This window comes from uncultured Halopseudomonas sp., from assembly GCF_963977355.1.
Taxonomy (GTDB): domain Bacteria; phylum Pseudomonadota; class Gammaproteobacteria; order Pseudomonadales; family Pseudomonadaceae; genus Halopseudomonas.
The window spans coordinates 13,823-33,831 of record NZ_CAXBOV010000011.1 but is presented as its reverse complement, the minus strand read 5'-3'; the positions used below and the strand labels follow the sequence as shown (position 1 = coordinate 33,831).

Below are 20,009 nucleotides of genomic sequence, written 5' to 3'. Positions count from 1 at the left end.
GCGGTTATAATCGTTAACAGGAGCTGTAATGGAATCCATCGATCTATTCTCCATGCGCGAGCGCTTCAACAGCCAGCAGATCATGCTGTGCTTCAATGGGCCGATCAGCCGCAGCCTCATCGAGGAGATCGGTAATGCCCTGCGTAATTATCTGGCCGCCGACCACGCGCACCCTTCGGCTGCCATGGACGTGTTTGCGGTCTATATCGAAATGACCCAGAACATCAGTCATTACACCCGAACCCAGGGTTGGAGCGAACAGGAATCCGGCGCCACGGTGGTGGTCTCGCGGGATGACGACGGTCACTACGTGGTATCGGCCGGCAATATCATCCTCGCAGCCGACAGCGAACGCTTGCTCAATGCAGTGGACAGTCTGGCCGGTCTCGACAAGGCCCAGCTCAAGGCCGCCTACAAGGAACAACTTCGAAAACCCAGGGACGCGGAAAAGAGCAGTGGCGCAGGTCTTGGCCTGATCGACATTGCACGCAAGGCCAGCCAGCCTCTGGGTGCTCGCATCCAGCCCATTAGCGAGGGCCGCAGCTTCTTCAGCCTGCGCGCCGTCATCTGACCGATTTATGAGCCAGACCACCATGACTGATTTTTCCATAGCAGGGACCCAATCCACCCCGGAAATTCGCAGTGACTGGGACAAAGGTGTCCTTTATCTGCAGGGTGACTCCTACCCCGAGAACTCCTACGAACTATTCAACCAGGTCGTCGAGTGGATAGAGCAATACCTGAACGAGTCCGGCCGCCCGCTGAAGCTCGACCTGCAGCTGCTGTACCTCAACACCAGTAGTATCAAGGCGATGATGGATATCTTTGATGTACTGGAAGCCGCGCATGGCGAGAGCAAACAGGTAAGCGTCGACTGGCACTACGACAAGCGCAACGAGCGCGTGGCCGAGCTGGCGGAAGAGTTCAAGGAAGACTGCAGCTTTCCATTCAATATCCTGGGAACCTGAAAATGAGCACCGCGGACGAGCCCCTTGAAGAGCGTATTGAGCAGCTGCTGATCAACGAGGAGCTGCGCGACGAGCCTTTGTACCAGCCGCTCGAAGAGTTATGGGGCGCTTACAAGGATCTCGCCCGGCGTATCGAACGAATCAGTCGCATATCCGACGCCTACCAGAGCCTGACCAAGGAAAACGAAACCCACCTCATCAAGCGGCTCGACAAGCAGTTGCGCCAACTGAACAAGGTCGCGCGCATTTCCGACCATTACCAGAAGATGATGCACGACCTCAACCTGGCGCTACGCGAGGCGTCGACCCATGATCCTCTGACGGGTCTGGGCAACCGGCGGTTGCTCCTGGAGCGACTGAAAGAGGAAACCGACCGCTCGCGCCGCTACGCCCGCCCACTGAGCATCGCCATGCTCGACATCGACCACTTCAAGCGGGTCAACGATGCGCACGGCCACGAACTCGGCGATCATGTACTGATGGAAGTCTCGCGTGCGATGGACGCACAGATCCGTGATCAGGACCTGTGTGGACGCTGGGGTGGGGAAGAGTTTCTGATCATTCTGCCAGAAACGAGGATGGACGTTGCCTGTCTGGTGCTGGACCGGGTCCGCGGAGCGATCGAATCACTGAAGATGCGCATCGGCGATGAGTCGATATCTGTAACGGCCAGTATCGGTGTAGCCGAGCAACGGGCTGACGATAACTACTCAGATACCATCAACCACGCAGACTGGGCACTGCTTACGGCAAAACGATCAGGCCGCAATCAGCTCTCGCGGGCAGCTCAGACGGACGCCGACTGAGCCTTTTGTTTAGCGCCGGTGGTCTTCGTCACTGCCCTCAAGGGCAAACTCGTTCTTCCCGCCCATCATGAGTGTCTTGCCGTCGGTCTCTGAACCCAGCTTGATCAGCAGTCGCAAGTCGTTCGCAGAGTCGGCGTGGGCCAGCGCATCTTCATAGGTAATCTCGCCCTGGCTGTAAAGCTTGTAGAGCGCCTGGTCGAAGGTCTGCATACCCAGCTCATTGGAACGCGCCATCAATGGCTTGAGCTCATGCACCTCACCCTTGCGGATCATATCCGCAGCCAATGGGGTATTGAGAAGCACCTCGATGGCAGCCCGACGCCCCTTGCCGTCCGGGGTCGGAATCAACTGCTGAGCTACGATGGCCTTCAGGTTGAGCGACAGATCCATCCACACCTGTTGGTGCATCTCGGTCGGGAAAAAGTGGATGATACGATCAAGTGCCTGGTTGGCGTTGTTCGCGTGCAGCGTAGCCAGACACAGGTGACCTGTCTCGGCAAAGGCCACTGCGTGATCCATGGTTTCCTTAGTCCGCACCTCACCAATCAGAATCACATCCGGCGCCTGCCGCAGGGTGTTTTTCAACGCGACTTCGAATGAATCGGTATCGATACCGACTTCGCGCTGGGTCACAATGCAATTCTGGTGCTGATGGATAAATTCGATCGGATCCTCGATGGTGATGATATGACCGCTCGAATTCTTGTTCCGGTAGCCGATCATGGACGCCAGCGAGGTCGACTTGCCGGTACCGGTGGCGCCAACAAAAATCACCAGACCACGCTTGGTCATCGACAGCTTCTTGAGAATTTCCGGTAGCCGCAGCTCTTCCATAGTCGGGATATTGATCTCGATACGGCGCAGAACCATGCCCACCAGGTTACGCTGGTAAAAGGCGCTAACACGGAAACGACCGATGCCGCGGGCACTGATCGCAAAGTTGCATTCGCGGTTCTCGGCGAACTCACGGCGCTGGGCCTCGGTCATCACCCCGAGCACGGTCTCCCGCGTCTGCTCGGGAGAAAGAGCAGTCTTGGTCACGGGCAGGATCTTGCCGTGCATTTTCATACTGGGAGCGACGCCCGCAGTAATGAAAAGGTCCGAGGCGCCCTTCTCGACCATCAGTCGTAATAGTTTCTCGAACTCCATGGTATCTCTCTTCTAAATCAGATCGAGTCAGCCGACTTGGCTTTCTCTCTGGCGCTTTCCTTGGTGATAATACCCTTGGCAGCCAGACCCTTGAGACACATGTCCAGAGTCTGCATTCCCAGGTTGCCACCGGTCTGGATCGCGGAGTACATCTGGGCGACCTTGTCCTCACGGATAAGGTTACGGATGGCCGGCGTCCCGATCATGATCTCGTGGGCAGCCACACGGCCCCCGCCAATTTTCTTCAGCAGGGTTTGCGAGATAACCGCGGTCAGTGACTCGGAGAGCATTGAGCGTACCATCGACTTTTCCTCTGCCGGGAATACATCAACTACCCGGTCGATGGTTTTCGCAGCAGAGGTGGTGTGCAGGGTGCCGAACACCAGGTGACCGGTTTCCGCAGCGGTCAATGCCAGGCGAATGGTTTCCAGGTCACGCATCTCACCAACCAGAATGATATCGGGGTCTTCACGCAGTGCCGAGCGCAGTGCCTCGGCGAATCCCAGCGTATCGCGGTGCACTTCACGCTGGTTGACCAGACACTTCTTGGATTCGTGAACGAATTCGATCGGGTCTTCGATGGTCAGCACGTGCTGGTACTTGGTGCAGTTCAGGTAATCGAGCATCGCCGCCAGGGTGGTGGACTTGCCCGAACCGGTCGGCCCGGTGACCAGTACCAGACCACGGGGCACATCGGAGATCTTCTTGAATACATCGCCCATGCCCAGATCTTCCATACTCAAGACCTTGGAGGGAATGGTACGGAAAACCGCGCCGGCGCCCCGGTTCTGGTTGAAGGCGTTGACCCGGAAGCGGGCCACACCGGGCACCTCGAACGAAAAGTCGGTTTCCAGGAATTCTTCGAAATCCTTGCGTTGCTTGTCGTTCATGATGTCGTAGATCAGGCCATGCACCATTTTGTGGTCCATTGCCGGTACGTTGATACGACGCACATCGCCATCGACTCGAATCATGGGCGGCAATCCTGCCGACAGGTGCAAGTCCGACGCGCCCTGCTTCGCGCTGAAGGCTAACAGCTCGGTTATATCCATTGGGTTCCCCATTGCAACCGGCAAGCATGTAGAATGCCTGGAGGTCTTTTCCGATATTGGCTAGGTAGTTATCTTGGTAATGTCTACGATAGCAGAGAATATTGCAAACGTTCGTGAACGTATTGCGCGCTCGGCGGTCACTGCTGACCGCAATCCATCCGAAATCACCCTCATTGCCGTCAGCAAAACACGGCCTGCGAGCGCAGTTCGCGACGCCTGGGCCGCGGGTTTGCGGGACTTCGGAGAAAATTATCTGCAGGAAGCCCTGGAGAAAATCGAGGCGCTCTCCGAACTTCCCCTCATCTGGCACTTTATCGGCCCGATTCAGTCGAACAAGACGCGCCCGATTGCCGAGCATTTCGACTGGGTGCACGGTGTCGACAGGTTGAAGATTGCCCAGCGCCTGTCCGAGCAACGCCCAGCGGAGCTGGAACCGCTGAATATTTGCCTGCAGGTGAATATCAGCCGCGAGCCGAGCAAGTCGGGAATACTACCCGAGGACGTAGCCGAGCTGGCTGCTGCGGTAGCAGCATTGCCGCGCTTGAAACTGCGCGGCCTGATGGCCATACCGGCTCCCGCTGACGACAGCGAGTCACGACGCCAGCCCCTGCGAGAGCTGCGTGAGTGCTTGCAAAGTCTGCCCATGCAGCTTGATACGCTGTCCATGGGCATGAGCGACGACCTGGGCGAAGCCGTACAGGAAGGTGCCACCCTGGTACGCGTGGGTACCGCCCTGTTCGGTCAACGTGAGAAGACCGGCGACCCAGCTACCCCAACTGCCCCCCACACCAAGAAAGAGGACACCCCATGACCGCCCCCATTATTGGTTTTATCGGCGCAGGCAACATGGCTACCAGCCTGATCGGCGGCATGCTGCAACAGAACATCAAACCTGCGCAGATCATCGCCAGCGATCGCACCACAGAGCAATGCGAGCGGCTGGCCAAGCAGTTCGGCATTGGTACCAGTCTGGACAACGCCGTGCTGGCTAACGAGTGCGATGTACTGGTGCTCGCCGTCAAACCGCAGGTCATGCAGGCGGTCTGTCGCGACCTGCCCCGCGAGCGCAAGACCAGCCAGTTGATTGTTTCCATAGCCGCCGGGATCAGCTGCTCCAGCCTGGAGCAGTGGCTCGGTGAAGGCAGTGCGATCGTACGCTGCATGCCCAACACCCCATCCCTGCGTCGCCAGGGAGTAAGCGGTCTGTTCGCCAACGCCTCGGTCACCGATACACAGAAAGAGCAGGCCGAGAACATTCTCAACGCGGTGGGCATCAGTCTCTGGCTGGATCAGGAAGAACTGATTGATGCGGTCACCGCGGTGTCCGGTAGCGGCCCTGCCTATTTCTTCTACATGATGGAAGCGATGACCGCTGCCGGCGAGAAGCTCGGCTTGCCCCGCGATACAGCCGAGCGCCTGACCCTGTTCACCGCTTTGGGCGCTGCCGACATGGCAGTCCACAGCGACGTCGACGCCGCCGAACTGCGCCGTCGCGTGTGTTCTCCAGGGGGCACCACAGAGCAGGCGATCAACAGCTTTGCCACTGACGACCTGCCAGCTATTGTCGAGCGCGCCATGCGGGCCGCTGCCGCACGCGGTGCAGAAATGACCAAAGAACTCGCCTGAGGAGGCCACATGAACAACCTGAATATGGCCGCGATTTACCTGGTGCAAACACTGGGCAGCCTGTACCTGGTCATCGTCCTGATGCGCTTTATCCTGCAATTGGTCAGGGCCGACTTCTACAACCCGATTTCACAGTTCATTGTAACGGCCACTAAGCCGCTGCTGATGTCCCTGCGCCGAGTCATTCCAGGCTATGGCGGAATTGATTTCGCTTCCCTGATTCTTGCCCTGATTCTGCAAATGATCCTGATGACCATCATCATCAAGTTGATGGGTGCTGCCCTGCCCAACATTCTGCAGATTCTGGTCTGGTCCCTGGTTGCCATAACCGCACTGTTTCTCAAGGTCTTCTTCTTCGCGCTCATCATCAGCGTGATCCTGTCCTGGGTCGCGCCGCAGAGTGGCAACCCGGCGGCCATGCTGGTGCATCAACTGTGCGAACCGGTGCTGGCTCCCGTGCGCGCCATTCTGCCTTCGATGGGTGGTCTGGATCTCTCGCCTATCTTCGCCTTTATCGCCCTGCGCCTGATCGACATGCTGGTTATCGCCAACATTGCTGCAGCCACCGGCATGCCCCGCGGGCTGACCCTGGCGCTTTAAGCCCAGCATCAGGGCGGCAGTCACACGCCGAAAACCGCTCGACAACCACGGTGTAAGCCATGGTTGTCGGGCTGCAGAGCAGATATTGCGTCGGGCCACGGCGCTCTTTAGACTGGCGCCTCGTCTGTTGGCGAGCCCGCATCGGGCTATCGCCTAACCACACAGGAACAGCATATCCATGTCCAGATTCCCCGCCGATTCTGTCGGTCTGGTGACACCACAGCGCCAGGCGTTTTCCGAGCCATTGCAACTGGCCTGCGGCAAGGCGCTGAACCAGTTCGAGCTGGTATACGAAACCTATGGGGAGTTGAACGCCAATCGCAGCAACGCCGTGCTGATCTGCCATGCGCTGTCCGGGCACCATCACGCAGCCGGTTTTCATAGCGAAGACGAACGCAAGCCCGGCTGGTGGGACGCCTGTATCGGGCCCGGCAAGGCTATCGATACCAACCGCTTCTTTGTTGTCAGCCTGAACAACCTGGGCGGGTGCCACGGCTCAACTGGCCCTTCAAGCATTGACCCAGCCACCGGCAAATCCTACGGCGCACACTTCCCGGTTCTCACCGTCGAGGATTGGGTTAACAGTCAGGCACTGCTTGCTGACCGGCTGGGTATCGAGTGCTGGGCCGCTGTAGTGGGTGGTAGCCTGGGCGGCATGCAGGCTCTGCAATGGGCTATCAGTTACCCTGACCGCATCCGCCACTGTCTGGCCATTGCCACAGCCCCGAAACTTTCCGCACAGAATATCGCCTTCAACGAGGTGGCGCGCCAGGCGATCATCAATGATCCGGATTTCCACAACGGCGACTACGCAGCCTTCGGCGTCATCCCCAAGCGCGGACTGATGCTGGCCCGCATGGTCGGGCACATCACCTACCTGTCGGATGATTCGATGGGTGAGAAATTCGGCCGTGAGCTGCGTACCGACGTGCTCAACTACGACTTCACCAGTGTCGAGTTCCAGGTAGAAAGCTATCTGCGCTATCAGGGCCAGGAATTTTCCGAGCGCTTCGACGCCAATACCTACCTGTTGATGACCAAGGCACTGGATTACTTTGACCCCGCCGGAGCCCACGGCGGGAACCTGGCCAACAGCCTTGAAGCCATCAAGGCCAGGTGCATGGTGATGTCATTTACCACTGACTGGCGCTTTTCTCCGGCACGTTCGCGGGAGCTGGTCGACGCCTTGTTCGCTGCGGGCAAGCAAGTCAGTTATCTGGAAATAGAAGCAGCACAGGGCCACGACGCCTTCCTGCTGCCGATTCCCCGTTATGTCCAGGCCTTCAAGGCCTATATGACCCAGATCGAGGTGGCCTGATGACTATGCGCGCGGATCTGGAAATTATTCAGGAATGGATCAAGCCCGGCAGCAGACTGCTGGATCTGGGCTGCGGTGATGGCGAGCTGTTGCGCTATCTGTCCGACCACCGCAAGGTGACCGGCTATGGTCTGGAAATCGATCCCGACAAGATCAACGCCTGCATCAAACGTGGCGTCAACGTGATCGAACAGAACCTGGATACCGGCCTGAGCAATTTCGGCGACAACACCTTCGATAGCGTATTGATGACCCAGGCGCTGCAGGCCGTTCACTACCCTGATCAGGTGCTGGAAGAGATGCTACGCATCGGCCGCGAGGCGATTCTCACCTTCCCGAATTTCGCCCACTGGCGCTGCCGGTTATATCTCGGTACCAAGGGCCGCATGCCTGTGTCGGAGTTCATGCCCTATACTTGGTACAACACACCCAATATCCACTTCTGCACGTTTCAGGACTTTGAGGATCTGTGCCGGGAGCGCTCGATTCGCATTCTTGACCGGCTGGTCGTGGACCATGCCCACCGGAGCACGCGACTGAGTGGGCTTTGGCCAAACCTGTTGGGTGAAATTGCCATCTACCGGGTAACCCGATAGGAGAACACCATGCTACGCAACCTGATTTGCATCCTCATGCTGGCCGTCGCCCCCCTGGCTTTGGCCCAGGATCAGAGCCCCAAACGCTTTGGTGATCTGATTGTCTACTTCAGCCCGTTTAACAGTAGCTATGTAGCACCGGAAGTCGCCGCCAACGTTGGCCTCGAACGCGCTCCCGACAAGGGCGTGCTGAATATTGCCGTGCAACGTCAAACAGCAGATGGCCCGGTGCCCGTCGACGCACGCGTCACCGGTACGGTAAAGACACTGATCGAGCAGCAAACGCCCCTGAACTTCATCCGGGTACAGGAAGAGGATGCCCTGTATTTTGTCGCCAATTATGGCGCGCCAACACGTTCGATTCTGCGCTTTGAAGTCAACATACAACCCGAGGAAGGCGGCCCGGTTCATACGCTGAACTTCCAGAAGGAATTCTTTCCGGATGAGTGAAGCTTCCAGGCCATCCTTTAGCCAACTGGTGCTTGCCAGCGGTAACGCCGGCAAGCTGGCCGAACTGCAGGCCATGCTGGGCAACGCAGTAGAAGTCATACCGCAAAGCCGCTTCGTTGAGCAGGAAGTCGAAGAGACCGGACTTACCTTTGTCGAGAATGCGATTCTCAAGGCAAGACACGCTGCCAAAGCCTCTGGGCTTCCGTCGCTAGCCGATGACTCGGGCCTTGCCGTGGATGCCCTGGGTGGTGCGCCGGGTATTTATTCTGCGCGCTATGCGGGCGGCGGTGATTCTGCAAATAACGCCAAGCTACTGCAAGCCTTGCAAGGGATACCCGACGACCAGCGCAGCGCGCGTTTCATCTCGGTCCTGGTACTCATGCTGCACGCCGAGGACCCCACGCCGATTATCTGCGAGGGCATCTGGCACGGCCGGATACTCCATGAACCACAGGGCAGCCAGGGCTTCGGTTACGACCCGTTGTTCTGGGTTCCCGAAATGAGCTGCGCCAGTGCCGAGCTAAGCCCCGCCGACAAGAACCGCCTCAGTCACAGGGCACAAGCGATGGCCGATCTGCGCAAGCGTTTGGGACTGGTGTGAGTCAGCTGAAGACTGAAAGCCCTAAGCCCGATGCAGACACCACAGCGGACCAGCTCCAGCCTTCAACCCCCGGCTTCGCGCTTCCCCCCCTGTCCGCCTATGTTCATATTCCCTGGTGCGTGCGCAAATGCCCCTATTGCGACTTCAATTCCCACGTCAGCGATGAGGGCCTGCCCGAACAGGCCTATGTGGATGCCCTGATTGCGGATCTGGATGAGGATCTGCCCGCTACCGGTGGGCGTGAACTGCGCTCTATTTTTTTCGGGGGCGGTACGCCAAGTCTGTTTTCCGCAGCCAGCCTGGGCCGAATACTCGATAGCATGGCCTCCCGTCTGCATTTCGCCGACGACATAGAAATCACTCTGGAAGCCAACCCCGGCACTTTCGAGCAGGCCAAGTTCGCGGACTATCGCAGCGCTGGCATCAATCGGCTTTCGATCGGCATTCAGAGCTTCAACCCTGAACACCTCAAGGCATTGGGCCGTATACATGACGACCGCGAAGCACTTGGCGCAGTCGAAATGGCCCGCCGCGCCGGTTTTGACAATCTGAATCTGGATCTGATGCACGGCCTGCCTGGTCAGTCCGTGGAACAGGCCCTGGCAGACATCGACCAAGCCATCGCACTCAACCCGGAACACCTCTCCTGGTACCAGCTTACGCTGGAGCCCAATACGGTGTTCTATAACAAACCACCGACCCTGCCCGTGGAAGATATTCTCTGGTCCATCCAGGAGGAAGGACAGCAACGGCTGGCCGAGGCCGGGCTGGTGCAATACGAAATATCGGCATATGCACAGCCAGGGCGCCAGGCACGGCATAACCTGAACTACTGGCAATACGGCGATTTTATCGGCATCGGTGCCGGCGCCCACGGCAAGAGGACCTATGCTGATGGCCGGGTAGAACGTAACTGGAAAACCCGGCTGCCACGCGATTACCTCGATCCGGCCAAACCCTTTCGCGCCGGCGACAAGATTCTCGAGCCAACCGACCTGCCCTTCGACTTTCTGATGAACGCCCTGCGCCTGGGCGACGGTGTGCCCGCGGCCTTCTACCATGCCCGCACCGGCCAATCATTGACCAGCATCGCAGCGCTGCTGGACCGTGCGGTTGACCGCGGACTCCTTGAGCCCTGGCAGGAACAGCTGCGCCCCACAGAACGCGGGCGACTATTTCTGAACGACCTGCTCGAGATGTTCCTTTAAAGAAAGCTTTAAAAACGAGTGTTCCCTGCAACTGCCTGCCCGCTTGTGGCTTACCGCTTACTCTTTGAAACTTGCAGCTTTTCGCTCGCGCCCATACAGTATTCCGAACTGTCTCATTAACCGAGGTACCCATGTCTCCCTTTCTGTTTGCCACCACTGCCCAAATCCTCTGTGAATCCGGTTCGGCCGTTCGCCTGGCCGAGCTCTGCAAGGAGCGCGGCGCCAGCCGCGTGATGATCGTCACCGATCCTGGCATCACCAAACTGGGCATGCTCGACAGCATCACACCCGGCTTTGCCAAGGCCGGCGTTGCCTATGAAATCTTCGATGAAGTGCAGGCCGATCCGCCGGAATCCGTCGTCATGGCCGCCGTGGAACAGGGCCGTGCGATGAAGGCCGATCTGGTCATCGGCTTTGGTGGCGGCAGCTCCATGGACGTGGCCAAGCTGGTCGCGTTCCTGGCGCATCCCAATTGCAGCCAGCAGCTTTCCGACATTTATGGCGTGGGCAATGCCAAGGGCCAGCGCCTGCCGCTGATCCAGGTGCCGACCACTGCCGGTACCGGCTCGGAAGTCACCCAGATCTCGATCATCACCACCGGCGAAACCACCAAGATGGGTGTTGTGTCCCCCATTCTGCTGCCCGACATGGCTCTGCTCGATGCCGACCTGACTGTCGGTCTGCCTCCGGCAGTGACAGCCGCGACAGGCATCGATGCCATGGTGCACGCCATCGAGGCGTACACCAGCAAGGTCAAGAAAAACCCGCTGTCGGACATGCTCGCCCGTGAGGCCCTGCGCCTGCTGGCCGCCAACCTGGATGAAGCCGTGCATAACGGCAGCAACCGCGAAGCACGCCAGGGCATGTTGCTCGGCGCCCTGCTGGCCGGCCAGGCATTTGCCAACGCCCCGGTCGCGGCGGTACACGCCCTCGCTTACCCGCTGGGCGGCCATTTCCATATTCCCCATGGTCTGTCCAACGCCCTGGTACTGCCCGCCGTCATCGAGTTTAACGCCTCGGCTGCCGAAGACCTGTACGCCGAGCTGGCGCCACTGTTGGTCAAGGATCTGAAAGCTGGTGACGCTGCCAGTCTCACTGAGCAACTGGTCGCCGAACTGTCTGCCCTGAGCCCACGTTCCAACCTGCCCACGCGCCTGCGCGATGCCGGCGTGCCGGAAGACATGCTGCCGCAGCTGGCCAAGGACGCCATGCTGCAGCAGCGGCTGCTGGTCAACAACCCGCGCGAACTGACCGAAGCTGACGCACTGGCGATCTATCGCAAGGCCTATTGAACTTAAAGATTTCTACCTGCAGGCCACTCCGATGCCTGAGCTGACTTGAGCGACATCCGCAGTAGACCCTCTATGCCCAGGGTCGAAAATTGCTCCTGCATTTTCGACACTTCCGCCGTCCATGGCGGTCGGATGGGCATAGGGAGCCCCCAAGGACGGGTTCACGGCGTGTCTACGGAGGGTGTCGCTCAAGGCAGCAGGTACGGAATCCAAAGTCACCCATAGGTCACGGCGGCATTGGTAGAACCGAATTTCCCGAGAGAACACTTTGACATGAGCACCAAACCCACACGCAATGACTACCCCTACCTGCACCCCATCACGACCCGCTGGCACGACAACGACGTGTACGGTCATGTGAACAACGTGGTGTATTACAACTACTTCGACAGCGCAGTAAACAGCTGGCTAATCGAACAGGGTGGGCTGGATATACACAATGGGGAGCAGGTAGCCTTCGTCGTTAGCTCCGGCTGCGACTACTTCGCCCCAATCGCCTTTCCTGATGCGATCGAGATCGGCGTACGCGTCGCCAAGCTGGGCAACAGCTCAGTGCACTATGAACTGGCGGTGTTCAAGGAAGGCACGGAAGCCGCCTGCGCGGCTGGCCGTTTTGTACACGTATTCGTCGAGCGCGAGAGCAACAGCTCCTGCGCTATTCCGGCAGGCCCGAAAGCCGCACTTGAGCGGCTAAAGGTCTAGGTCTAGGTCTAGGTCCAGAGCAAAAAAATACCGCTCCATCAGGCGCGGTATGATTTTCTGAACCGTCCAGCTGTAAGCCGAGACTTCATCCGAACGCACCACGCAAGTCACCCGGCGTGAACAGCTCGATCCAGTAACCGTCCGGATCGCGGATAAAGGCAATATTGTTCATCTTGCCGTCCTGCGGCCGCTTGACGAAACTCACTCCCAGCTCCTCAAAGCGCTCGCAGGCTGCCTCCAGATTCGGCACTGCAAAGCCGATATGGCCAAAGCCCTTCGGCTCGTCGTTACCGTTGTGGTAGGCAAAGTCGGCATCGTTCTCTGTACCCCAGTTATGGGTCAGCTCGAGCATCGCCGGGCGACCAAACGTCTGCACCAGCCGTTCCTTCGGATCATCCGACCACAACCCCAGATCCTTGCTGTCGATCGCAGCCAGAAAGTACAGACTGAACTTCATCTGCTCGAAATCCAGCTTCTTGACCAACGTCATGCCCATGATGCGCGTATAGAAATCCAGAGTGGCCTCGGGAGATTTGATACGCAGCATGGTCTGGTTGAACACAAAGCCTTCGGTCGCAGCATCGCGGTTCTCGCACAGACCGGCGGCGGATTCAAAGTGACGGCTCATGATGGACTCCTCTGTACCTGGGGTGAGCGCAGCCTTACTTGAAGGGGCGCTCGTCCCACCAGGGGTAGAATGGGGGGCGGTCCTTGCTCGGGCTCAGTTTGAACTGCGGCGGACGCTTCTCGAGGAAGGATTGTACGCCCTCCTGAGCATCAGGTGATTCGCCCATGAAGGCTATCGCCCGCGAGTCGACCTTGTGCGCTTCCATCGGATGGTCGGCGCCCATCATGCGCCACAGCAACTGGCGGTTCAGCGCGTTGGACATGCCGGAGGTATTGTCGGCAATTTCCTTGGCCAGCGCATAGGCGGCTGGCAACAACTCATCCGGTTCATGCAGGCTGCGCACCAGACCACCCTTGAGCGCCTCTTCAGCACTTAATACACGGCCGGTATAAACCCACTCGGCCGCCTGCATCGGGCCGACCAGGCGCGGCAGGAACCAGCTGGAGCAGGCCTCCATGGTGATACCACGGCGGGCAAACACAAAGCCGAACTTCGCCTTGGTCGACGCCATGCGAATATCCATTGGCAAGGTCATGGTTACACCCACGCCCACTGCCGCGCCGTTGAACGCACCGATCACCGGCTTGGTGCACTCGTAAATACGCAGGGAAACCGTACCGCCTCCATCGCGCAGCGTATCGCCCTCAGGCTCGCTCTGGCGCTTGTGACGGTTGAAGGTATCACCGCCCTTCTCCAGATCCGCGCCAGCACAAAACGCCTTGCCCGCTCCGGTCATAACAATCACGCGTACTTCATCATCGGCATCGGCCGCATCGAATGCCGCGATCAGCTCGCGGCACATCGCACCGTTGAACGCATTCATGCGGTCTGGGCGGTTGAGCGTCAGCGTAAGAATACCGTCCTTGACCTGGTAATCGAGTGTTTCATAAGACATGCGGGTACTCCCTGTTAATCATATGCCGCCAGTGTAGAACTGACCGGTCACCATCACCAGTTGTGTTACGAAGGCGTATGTGGGGGTATTGTCGAGGTGGATGATTGACTATTGCGCCGCAACTCGCTCTCGTCGCACCTCGATATCGTAAAACTCATCGCCTCTTTTCATCCGCAATGCTACTGGCGCCCCGGGGCAACCTCTCAGTTGTCTTATCAAATCGGGTAGGGAAAAGCTTTCAGCATCGAGGAAGACGCCGTCTGCGTTGGGTGACAGGGCGACTATTTCGTCATCTACCGAGACTGCGTGGGTTCTGTGGGCAGGCCCTCCAGGCACAACCCGCTTGATCAGAAACTCGCCGCTCTCTTCCTTCGCAATAATCAAACCGATCCCCTCTTTGTTGAGATCAATCAACACATCACCGAACGGCACTTCAACCTTTTCGCAAACATGCTCTGGTTGCACCGATGTGAGAGGGACTTTGACCAGGCTCTGCGGATTCTCGGCGGCGCACTCATCGAAGGCGACGTCCCAGATCGGCTTGATTGCGGCATTCATCTTGCGGGAGAGCTCAGGCTGATAGAGAGCCTCGAACTTGGCGTCAAAGTCGCGCTTGAAGGCCAGCGTGACCTTGTATTCGGCAGCGGTAAGATTCGCCGCCAGATCGGACTGGCCTGGTCGATATTTCTGCCCTGCAGGGGAATAGAAAAACATGATCGCTCGTTCCATTTCCGCGTCCGTAAATACGCTGCGAACGCTTGGCGCAATCTGCGCAATAATCCGCTCGGAAGTCGCTTTTCCTATCATGCAGTAATAGAGCGGCTTCTGCGCCGGGTTAGCCTCAGCTGCATCAAACATGGTGTAAGCCACCGCTCTTTGCAGCGGATAAAGCAGACCCATTGCCTCGTAGAAATTGTAAACCTGCGGGTCGTTTGGTGGCAGTTTGGAATCGCTATTGCCGGACTGTCCTGAAGGGCTACCTGCACAGGCTGCCAGCATTATGAGTAGCGCGAGGGTCGGAACAATTCGGTATGTCATGGAAATCCTTTATCCAGAGTCAAGGCTTGACGCTACTCATGCGAGCCAGGCTGTATTGCGCCACTTGCCACGGGCAGTCCAGTTTCATGCTTGGCTCATTTTTTATTTTGCGACCCTATCTTAGGTGATGGCGAAGGTTCGCTAGCGGTATATTTACGTCGATAGACAGGAATGATTGGCTGATATGACCATTTTAACGGCTTGCAGCCAGTATCTTCATAGCCGCCTCAAATCCCCGAATCGACAGATCAACCCAAAGTTTGCGCTACACTGCGCCCATTCAAGTAGAAGGGGTAATTCCATGAGAGTGTGCGGCGTCGATATCAACAGTAATGATGTACATGTGTGCCTGCTGTCGCTAACAGATGAGCTATTTGAGCTGCCGGATTTTCGCACGCGAAAGCTGACCTTGAAGGACATCAACAGCACGCAGGAACTACGCTATTTTCAGCAGACGTTTGCCAAGCTGATGAACGATTACAAGATCGACCGGGTGGTGATCCGCCAGCGCCCAATGAAGGGCAAGTTTGCTGGTGGCGCGGTCGGCTTCAAGCTGGAGGCAGCTATAGAGCTGATCACCGACCTGAACGTGACCGTCATGTCCACAACAGATATCAAAGACTCGCTGAAGCGCAATCCAATCCAGATCTCATACGCGGACACAGACCTGAAGGCCTTTCAGGAAGCTGCTTTCAATACGGCCTATGCGTATTTGATGAAGGACAAGTTCGCGGCCAAGGATCAATAAGCGCTTTTAAGTAGCGGGTCAGACTACTGGATGCTTATCTGACCCTGCTTACCTGGCGCCGAATAACTATTGTTTTAAAAATCGCGCGCATAATGCATCGATGGGCGCGTTACCTGGTTTGTTCATCGCCCTTAAACTCAGCCTCGGCCTCGCGCTCGGCCTCAGCATGCTCCGCAGCCCAGACGCCCGCGGCTTCCACCGCCACTGGAGAGGCCGTTGGCAGAACGCCAATGTAGCGCTCGGTCTGTTCAACGGGCACAGACGAACGCTGTTTCATGCGGTAGAGGGCATAAAGGGCGATGCTGGCAAAAGTCAGACCGAGCACGGGCCAGAACGCGTACGGGCCAAAAACCTCCATTGCCCAGCCGGTCACCAGCGGACCGGCAATGGCGCCAAGCCCAAAGGTGAAAATCAGCCCTCCAGATGCAGCAGGCATATCCTCCACAGATAGAAAATCGTTTGTGTGGGCCAGGAACAAGGCATAGAGCGGTGTTGTTACGCCGCCGGCGAAGAAAGCTATCGCCATCAGCGACCACAGACCGTCTCCAGCAATCCATCCCATTAAAGAAGCAACGGCGCCGGCGCAGGAAGCTCCAAAGATCAGCCTGCGCCGGTCCATCTTGTCTGAAAGCCAGCCAATGGGGTACTGCATAGCCAGTGCCCCGGCAAACAACATGGCTACGAACAGCGCGATTTGCCCCGCTGTCAAACCGATCTGGGAGCCGAAGACGGCCCCCATGCCGGCCTGGGTCGCATAGACGCTGCCCAGCAGAAAGATTCCAACGGTGCCAAGCGGGGAGCTGGAAAACAGCTTGAGCAAGCCCATCGGCCGCGCGACCGTGACCACCGGAGCCGGAGCGACAGAGAGCAGGATTGGAGCAAAGGAGATCGAAACCAGAATCGAGGCTCCGATGAACAATACCGAGGTCCCTGCATCACCCAGCGTCAGAAGCCCCTGGGCACCGATAATGCCTAAGGTCTGCGCGATCATGTAGGTGGAGAGCACGGTTCCGCGTGACTCATTGGTGGCGGCGTCATTCAGCCAACTTTCGGCAGCGACGTAGATACCCGACATGCAGAAACCTATCAGTATCCGCAGCAGCGTCCAGGCCCAGGGTTCCGCCAGCAGAGGAAAGGCGATCAGTCCCGCCGACATGAAACTGCCCAAGGCTGCAAAAACGCGAACATGCCCCACCCGTCGGATCATCAATGGCGTGAGTCGGGCGCCAGACAGGAAGCCAATAAAGTAGCCCGAGGTAACAATCGCCAGCTCTGCCGCCGAAAACTCCTCAATCCCACCACGCAGTCCCATCAGGGTAAAATGCATGCCGTTGCCCAGCATGATCAAAAAGATGCCAAGCAGTAGAGGCCAGACCCCGGAAATCACCTTGTTCATACAATGCCCCTTCTCGGGTCCAGTTATGGCGCTCGGTTCTTTGGCTAACCTAGCACGGCGTGGATCGCTATATGAAGAGACTGCGATAAGCAGGTGCAACTTATTGGTGTTTCAGGAATACGAGGCTTGCCCTGTGGCGAAGACGGCGGTGATCGAGGCGAAAATTCATTCGAAGGAAAACCACTACCGATCATTGCCGTGATTTATTTGCATGTGACCCTGTTTTCTAGGGTCTTCATTTATCGTGGATATCCAACAAACCGTTCCAACCGCTCCTGCATAGCCGGGTGGGTGGACAAGTAATTGCTCCAGCTGCTGTCTCCAGCCTCATCCTGCTCAGCTATCAACTCCTCACACAGAGCCACCCGCTCACTCTCGGACAGCTCTTCGACAACAATATCATCCTCCTCACTGAGCAATTCGCTGCATTGAGCGGTATCGTCCATCCGCTGCAAAATATCCACAAACGCCCGACGATCAATCCCCTCCCGGTCGAGGTAGCCAACGGCAAAGCGGTCCGCTTCCAGTTCATGCTCGCGGGAATAGGCCAGGGTTGCCGCCACTACGGGCAAGCCGACAAAGAGGTCACCCACGGCTGACGCGTCGCCCACCAGCATCACATAGGCAATACCGATCACGCTGTTCTGAATCATCGCGCGCAAGCTGTGGCGGTGATGAATGTGACCGATCTCGTGGGCTAAAACCGCGACCAATTCCTCATTGCGCTCTGCCAGCGCGACGATTTCATCGGTAAAGATCATGGTGCCGTCGGGCAGCGCGAAGGCGTTGGCTCCTATGCGCTCGCCGCCTTTGCGAAACAGGACCTTGAGCGGCAATTGCGGATAGCTGGCCAGTACCGGGGCAAAGTCGGCTTGCAGCTCAGCCTGCTTTGCGGCGGAGAGCTCGCTGGGACTCAGAGTCAGCCTGTCCATCAGTGTCAGGGTTTCTGTGGAAATGGTGTTGAGCGTTTCCGCTGGCAGGGCGTGGGCCATGCGCTCGGCGGCAGCTGGCAAGCCGTAAAAAATGCTCGCCCAGGCAAGAACCAGAACCAGCGCTGCGGTGACAAGCACAAAGGGCAGATGGCTTTCCAGCGTGTGGACCCAGCCCCGAAACCTGCTGGGCTGCCACTGACGCTGCAAGGCATCCACTGCATCATTGTCGCCGGTCTCCAGCACACCGCCACAGGGTAGACGCACAAACCTGGGCGTTTGCCCCAACCGCGCGCTGATATCCAGCTCGGCGGCTTCAGCCTGCGCCAGCTCGCGGCCCTCTCCCTGCGCGGCAATGCGCGCAATACCCAAGGCATCGACTGTCAGTTCAGCAGGTTCACGGCGAGCCTGACCCGCCATGAACCAGCTACCTGCTATCGACTGAGTCGCAGAGCTCACTAGAAGCCAACCTCTATATCAAACAGATCGCCCACGCCCTCACCCACCGGGCCCACCGCTTCCCGTTCGGCAGCGGCAAAGCTGTCCAGATCACCCACCGCGTGAACGCTGGTATGTTTGGCCTTGTAGCGGGCCGTGCGCACCCGAGCCCAGGGAAGGAAAAAGCCCAGGGTGACGAGGATGCCCAGCGTGTTGGTAAGCATCAGCCACAGATAGGACTGTACCTTCCAACCGGCCTGAAAGCGGTGCTCGCGCACATGAATATTGTTGTAATTGAGATTGCTGGTGGCGACGACAAAATAAGCGAAAACCACCAGATACATCGCTGCAATCACGGGGAAAGCCAGAAGCGGTAGCACCATACCCGCTACAAATGCGGCAATACCGCCAACCACAAAAATGCCGAGGATGAGCAGGAAAATGCCGTAATAAGCACCCACGGTGGCCCGGAAATCAAACTCTGCCGTGCCGTAACTGTGGTTGCCATAGATGAATTTCTGCTGCTGGTAAAAGGCATAGGGCATGAGAATACCCAGCGTGAGAACGCCGAGAAGCGGCCAGAGCAGAAACGCCATGGCAGCCTGACCCAGGCGACCACGGAAGACAAAAGGCACGTTGCGATACTGAGTGTAGTGGGCGTTAAAACGCAGGGACTTGCAGATTACCCAGGGCAGCACAATGATTAACAACCCACCCATAACCATACCTGCGACAACACTCAGCTCCCCGGCCACGGCGTAAACAACAAAGAAGACAAAGGCGATGATGCGGCCGATCAGAATCTGGACCGGATTGGCCGTATAGGAAAAGCTGGCGCCATCCAGCAGAGTATTGCCGTAGAAGTACTGCTTGTTGCGCACCTTGGCCCAGGCGGAATAAATACCCAGGGTAATGACGGACAGCAGGATATTGACGATCCAGATCTTGAAATACTCAAAACCATTACCGGTAAAGATAAAAGGCACGTGTTCTTCGGTCTTGAATTTTGTTGCAGCACCGGCATTGGACGAAATCCGCTCTGCGCCGCCGCCAGTTGCGGTAACTGGCGCGACGGGGGCCTCGTAGGCTGAAGTTGAAGCGACAAGGGCAGGCTCAGGCTTTAACTGGGCATCAATGCCAATGCTGGACAGCTTCTGCAGATACTTCTCGCCCAGGGTCTGATCGATACCGGCTTTAATGATGGCGCGGTTGCTGGCAAGAATTTTGTCGGCTTTCTCTTCGGTGGTCCTGAACAGCTTGGCCAGCGCCGAGCGAACATCCGTATGGCTGAAACCAGGCAAGACGCCGTGATACACCACCTGAAAATTGTTTTCTATAGCTGAGTCACTCATCTCATTTCCCTTTTTAATTATTATCTGCATTCCTTTACAACTGACCTGCGCTCGTCGCTCCGGTCCCGACGGTGAAAGGATATCGGCCTATTTTCACGTTTTTCTCCGCAAGGTGAAAGTTGGTATAAGCTTGTTTTTTATCTTTGAGCATCAGTTATCAGCACTGGAGTCGATAACTTGCGTGTCTGATGTGAACCTGACAGCGCAAACTTGCCGA

Annotated in this window: 22 protein-coding genes; 14 read left to right on the top strand and 8 right to left on the bottom strand. The window is 57.6% G+C overall.

Features of this window, described 5'->3' with window-relative positions; genetic code table 11:
- Window positions 1-28: 28 nt before the first annotated feature.
- Genes siaB through siaD form a run of 3 tightly spaced genes read left to right on the top strand, consistent with a single transcriptional unit; the run spans window position 29 to window position 1,774 of the window.
- The gene (siaB, locus tag AAC076_RS07570) at window positions 29-571 is read left to right on the top strand and encodes a biofilm regulation protein kinase SiaB (RefSeq protein WP_339844079.1); all 543 of its coding nucleotides are present in this window, start codon (window positions 29-31) and stop codon (window positions 569-571) included.
- 22 nt (window positions 572-593) lie between these two features.
- Window positions 594-968: a biofilm regulation phosphoprotein SiaC gene (gene siaC / locus AAC076_RS07565; protein ID WP_339844077.1), complete on the top strand. Its 375-nt coding sequence runs from the start codon at window positions 594-596 to the stop codon at window positions 966-968.
- A 2-nt stretch (window positions 969-970) separates the two neighbouring features.
- A complete protein-coding gene (gene siaD, locus AAC076_RS07560; RefSeq protein ID WP_339844075.1) occupies window positions 971-1,774 on the top strand; it encodes a biofilm regulation diguanylate cyclase SiaD in 804 nt (267 codons plus the stop codon).
- Between the two features lie 9 nt (window positions 1,775-1,783).
- On the opposite strand, the gene AAC076_RS07555 is transcribed toward siaD, so the two are convergent.
- Both AAC076_RS07555 and AAC076_RS07550 read right to left on the bottom strand, forming a co-directional pair.
- Window positions 1,784-2,923 carry a PilT/PilU family type 4a pilus ATPase gene (locus AAC076_RS07555; RefSeq protein ID WP_335607209.1) on the bottom strand — a complete coding sequence of 380 codons (1,140 nt, stop codon included), beginning with the start codon at window positions 2,921-2,923 and terminating at the stop codon, window positions 1,784-1,786.
- A gap of 17 nt (window positions 2,924-2,940) precedes the next feature.
- Window positions 2,941-3,975, bottom strand: coding sequence for a type IV pilus twitching motility protein PilT (locus AAC076_RS07550; protein WP_150276605.1), 1,035 nt, complete (start codon window positions 3,973-3,975; stop codon window positions 2,941-2,943).
- A gap of 79 nt (window positions 3,976-4,054) precedes the next feature.
- Between AAC076_RS07550 and AAC076_RS07545 the strand changes: the two genes are divergently transcribed.
- From AAC076_RS07545 to AAC076_RS07500, 10 genes are all read left to right on the top strand, one after another.
- Complete coding sequence (locus tag AAC076_RS07545; RefSeq protein WP_339844073.1) at window positions 4,055-4,786, top strand: YggS family pyridoxal phosphate-dependent enzyme; 732 nt, start codon at window positions 4,055-4,057, stop codon at window positions 4,784-4,786.
- Window positions 4,783-5,601: a pyrroline-5-carboxylate reductase gene (gene proC / locus AAC076_RS07540; RefSeq protein WP_339844072.1), complete on the top strand. Its 819-nt coding sequence runs from the start codon at window positions 4,783-4,785 to the stop codon at window positions 5,599-5,601. Before AAC076_RS07545 ends, proC begins: the two co-directional genes overlap by 4 nt.
- 9 nt (window positions 5,602-5,610) lie before the next feature.
- On the top strand, window positions 5,611-6,201 hold the full coding sequence (locus tag AAC076_RS07535; protein WP_339844071.1) for a YggT family protein: 591 nt from the start codon (window positions 5,611-5,613) through the stop codon (window positions 6,199-6,201).
- 178 nt (window positions 6,202-6,379) lie between these two features.
- Window positions 6,380-7,519, top strand: coding sequence for a homoserine O-acetyltransferase (locus AAC076_RS07530; RefSeq protein ID WP_339844070.1), 1,140 nt, complete (start codon window positions 6,380-6,382; stop codon window positions 7,517-7,519).
- A gap of 5 nt (window positions 7,520-7,524) precedes the next feature.
- Entirely contained in the window at window positions 7,525-8,115 is a 591-nt protein-coding gene (gene metW, locus AAC076_RS07525; protein WP_339844229.1) for a methionine biosynthesis protein MetW, read from the top strand.
- Between the two features lie 9 nt (window positions 8,116-8,124).
- Window positions 8,125-8,565 (top strand): DUF4426 domain-containing protein, encoded by a 441-nt coding sequence (locus AAC076_RS07520; RefSeq protein WP_339844068.1) that lies wholly within the window; start codon window positions 8,125-8,127, stop codon window positions 8,563-8,565.
- Entirely contained in the window at window positions 8,558-9,166 is a 609-nt protein-coding gene (rdgB, locus tag AAC076_RS07515) for an RdgB/HAM1 family non-canonical purine NTP pyrophosphatase (RefSeq protein WP_339844066.1), read from the top strand. Before AAC076_RS07520 ends, rdgB begins: the two co-directional genes overlap by 8 nt.
- Window positions 9,167-9,255: 89 nt before the next feature.
- Entirely contained in the window at window positions 9,256-10,374 is a 1,119-nt protein-coding gene (gene hemW / locus AAC076_RS07510; protein ID WP_339844227.1) for a radical SAM family heme chaperone HemW, read from the top strand.
- A gap of 131 nt (window positions 10,375-10,505) precedes the next feature.
- Complete coding sequence (locus tag AAC076_RS07505; protein ID WP_339844064.1) at window positions 10,506-11,666, top strand: iron-containing alcohol dehydrogenase; 1,161 nt, start codon at window positions 10,506-10,508, stop codon at window positions 11,664-11,666.
- 273 nt (window positions 11,667-11,939) lie between these two features.
- On the top strand, window positions 11,940-12,368 hold the full coding sequence (locus AAC076_RS07500; RefSeq protein WP_339844063.1) for a thioesterase family protein: 429 nt from the start codon (window positions 11,940-11,942) through the stop codon (window positions 12,366-12,368).
- Between the two features lie 85 nt (window positions 12,369-12,453).
- Here the strand turns inward: AAC076_RS07500 and gloA are convergent, their stop codons facing one another.
- The 3 genes from gloA to AAC076_RS07485 form a co-directional block, all read right to left on the bottom strand.
- Window positions 12,454-12,996: a lactoylglutathione lyase gene (gene gloA / locus AAC076_RS07495; RefSeq protein ID WP_339844061.1), complete on the bottom strand. Its 543-nt coding sequence runs from the start codon at window positions 12,994-12,996 to the stop codon at window positions 12,454-12,456.
- A 34-nt stretch (window positions 12,997-13,030) separates the two neighbouring features.
- Window positions 13,031-13,891: a crotonase/enoyl-CoA hydratase family protein gene (locus tag AAC076_RS07490; protein WP_339844060.1), complete on the bottom strand. Its 861-nt coding sequence runs from the start codon at window positions 13,889-13,891 to the stop codon at window positions 13,031-13,033.
- A 108-nt stretch (window positions 13,892-13,999) separates the two neighbouring features.
- Window positions 14,000-14,929, bottom strand: a complete 930-nt coding sequence (locus tag AAC076_RS07485; protein ID WP_339844059.1) for a hypothetical protein — start codon at window positions 14,927-14,929, stop codon at window positions 14,000-14,002.
- 184 nt (window positions 14,930-15,113) lie between these two features.
- Here AAC076_RS07485 and AAC076_RS07480 point away from each other — a divergent pair, with 184 nt between their 5' ends.
- Entirely contained in the window at window positions 15,114-15,677 is a 564-nt protein-coding gene (locus tag AAC076_RS07480) for a DUF3010 family protein (protein WP_339844058.1), read from the top strand.
- Between the two features lie 109 nt (window positions 15,678-15,786).
- Here the strand turns inward: AAC076_RS07480 and AAC076_RS07475 are convergent, their stop codons facing one another.
- From AAC076_RS07475 to AAC076_RS07465, 3 genes are all read right to left on the bottom strand, one after another.
- Complete coding sequence (locus AAC076_RS07475; protein WP_339844057.1) at window positions 15,787-17,073, bottom strand: MFS transporter; 1,287 nt, start codon at window positions 17,071-17,073, stop codon at window positions 15,787-15,789.
- 239 nt (window positions 17,074-17,312) lie between these two features.
- On the bottom strand, window positions 17,313-18,461 hold the full coding sequence (locus AAC076_RS07470; RefSeq protein WP_339844056.1) for a M48 family metallopeptidase: 1,149 nt from the start codon (window positions 18,459-18,461) through the stop codon (window positions 17,313-17,315).
- The gene (locus tag AAC076_RS07465; protein ID WP_339844054.1) at window positions 18,461-19,792 is read right to left on the bottom strand and encodes a YjgN family protein; all 1,332 of its coding nucleotides are present in this window, start codon (window positions 19,790-19,792) and stop codon (window positions 18,461-18,463) included. The genes AAC076_RS07470 and AAC076_RS07465 overlap by 1 nt, the downstream gene beginning before the upstream one ends.
- Window positions 19,793-20,009: the final 217 nt, after the last annotated feature.

Excerpts from the sequence above, each read along its gene's own strand:
- siaB (WP_339844079.1), top strand. The coding sequence starts at position 29 with ATGGAATCCATCGATCTATTCTCCATGCGCGAGCGCTTCAACAGCCAG.
- siaC (WP_339844077.1), top strand. The coding sequence starts at position 594 with ATGACTGATTTTTCCATAGCAGGGACCCAATCCACCCCGGAAATTCGC.
- siaD (WP_339844075.1), top strand. The coding sequence starts at position 971 with ATGAGCACCGCGGACGAGCCCCTTGAAGAGCGTATTGAGCAGCTGCTG.
- AAC076_RS07555 (WP_335607209.1), bottom strand. The coding sequence starts at position 2,923 with ATGGAGTTCGAGAAACTATTACGACTGATGGTCGAGAAGGGCGCCTCG.
- AAC076_RS07550 (WP_150276605.1), bottom strand. The coding sequence starts at position 3,975 with ATGGATATAACCGAGCTGTTAGCCTTCAGCGCGAAGCAGGGCGCGTCG.
- AAC076_RS07545 (WP_339844073.1), top strand. The coding sequence starts at position 4,055 with ATGTCTACGATAGCAGAGAATATTGCAAACGTTCGTGAACGTATTGCG.
- proC (WP_339844072.1), top strand. The coding sequence starts at position 4,783 with ATGACCGCCCCCATTATTGGTTTTATCGGCGCAGGCAACATGGCTACC.
- AAC076_RS07535 (WP_339844071.1), top strand. The coding sequence starts at position 5,611 with ATGAACAACCTGAATATGGCCGCGATTTACCTGGTGCAAACACTGGGC.
- AAC076_RS07530 (WP_339844070.1), top strand. The coding sequence starts at position 6,380 with ATGTCCAGATTCCCCGCCGATTCTGTCGGTCTGGTGACACCACAGCGC.
- metW (WP_339844229.1), top strand. The coding sequence starts at position 7,525 with ATGCGCGCGGATCTGGAAATTATTCAGGAATGGATCAAGCCCGGCAGC.
- AAC076_RS07520 (WP_339844068.1), top strand. The coding sequence starts at position 8,125 with ATGCTACGCAACCTGATTTGCATCCTCATGCTGGCCGTCGCCCCCCTG.
- rdgB (WP_339844066.1), top strand. The coding sequence starts at position 8,558 with ATGAGTGAAGCTTCCAGGCCATCCTTTAGCCAACTGGTGCTTGCCAGC.
- AAC076_RS07505 (WP_339844064.1), top strand. The coding sequence starts at position 10,506 with ATGTCTCCCTTTCTGTTTGCCACCACTGCCCAAATCCTCTGTGAATCC.
- AAC076_RS07500 (WP_339844063.1), top strand. The coding sequence starts at position 11,940 with ATGAGCACCAAACCCACACGCAATGACTACCCCTACCTGCACCCCATC.
- gloA (WP_339844061.1), bottom strand. The coding sequence starts at position 12,996 with ATGAGCCGTCACTTTGAATCCGCCGCCGGTCTGTGCGAGAACCGCGAT.
- AAC076_RS07490 (WP_339844060.1), bottom strand. The coding sequence starts at position 13,891 with ATGTCTTATGAAACACTCGATTACCAGGTCAAGGACGGTATTCTTACG.
- AAC076_RS07485 (WP_339844059.1), bottom strand. The coding sequence starts at position 14,929 with ATGACATACCGAATTGTTCCGACCCTCGCGCTACTCATAATGCTGGCA.
- AAC076_RS07480 (WP_339844058.1), top strand. The coding sequence starts at position 15,114 with ATGACCATTTTAACGGCTTGCAGCCAGTATCTTCATAGCCGCCTCAAA.
- AAC076_RS07475 (WP_339844057.1), bottom strand. The coding sequence starts at position 17,073 with ATGAACAAGGTGATTTCCGGGGTCTGGCCTCTACTGCTTGGCATCTTT.
- AAC076_RS07465 (WP_339844054.1), bottom strand. The coding sequence starts at position 19,792 with ATGAGTGACTCAGCTATAGAAAACAATTTTCAGGTGGTGTATCACGGC.